This is a genomic window from Lysobacter sp. TAB13, from assembly GCF_052113885.1.
In the GTDB taxonomy this organism is placed as follows: Bacteria; Pseudomonadota; Gammaproteobacteria; order Xanthomonadales; family Xanthomonadaceae; genus Lysobacter; species Lysobacter gummosus.
Genome location: NZ_JBFRDR010000297.1, coordinates 1 through 401 on the forward strand (window position 1 = coordinate 1; position 401 = coordinate 401).

The following is a 401-nucleotide window of genomic DNA, read 5'->3' on the forward strand; positions in this document are numbered from 1 at the left end:
TTGCGGGCCGAGGCGAAGAAGGGCTTGGCTTCAGCCGGCGCCTGGGCGAGCACGCCCTCGTCATGCCAGAAGGCATGTTCGGTCTCATTGATGATCACTTCGGCATTGGGGAAGCGTGCGGTCTTCTCCGCCGTCAGCAGGCCCTCGGCATGATCCGGATGGGCATGCGTCAGGATCACCGCATCGACCTGTGCCGGGTCGATGCCAGCTGCGCGCAGATTGCCTTCGGCGCGTCCCATCGTCGGGCCGAAAGCCATGTTGAGGCCGGTTCCTGTGTCGACGAGATAGGTCCGCTCGCGGGTATTGACGACGAAGGCGTTGACCGAGGTCGGCAGGCTCTCGCCCAGACCCGCATGGGCCAGGATCTGTTTGACCTGGGTGGGGTCCGCGCCGAGGAAGGC

1 protein-coding gene is annotated in these 401 nt (G+C 65.3%); it reads right to left on the bottom strand.

Annotated elements, in window-relative coordinates:
* Positions 1-401 (bottom strand): MBL fold metallo-hydrolase (locus AB4Y92_RS26255; RefSeq protein ID WP_441822289.1); only part of this gene is annotated, 401 nt, incomplete at both ends.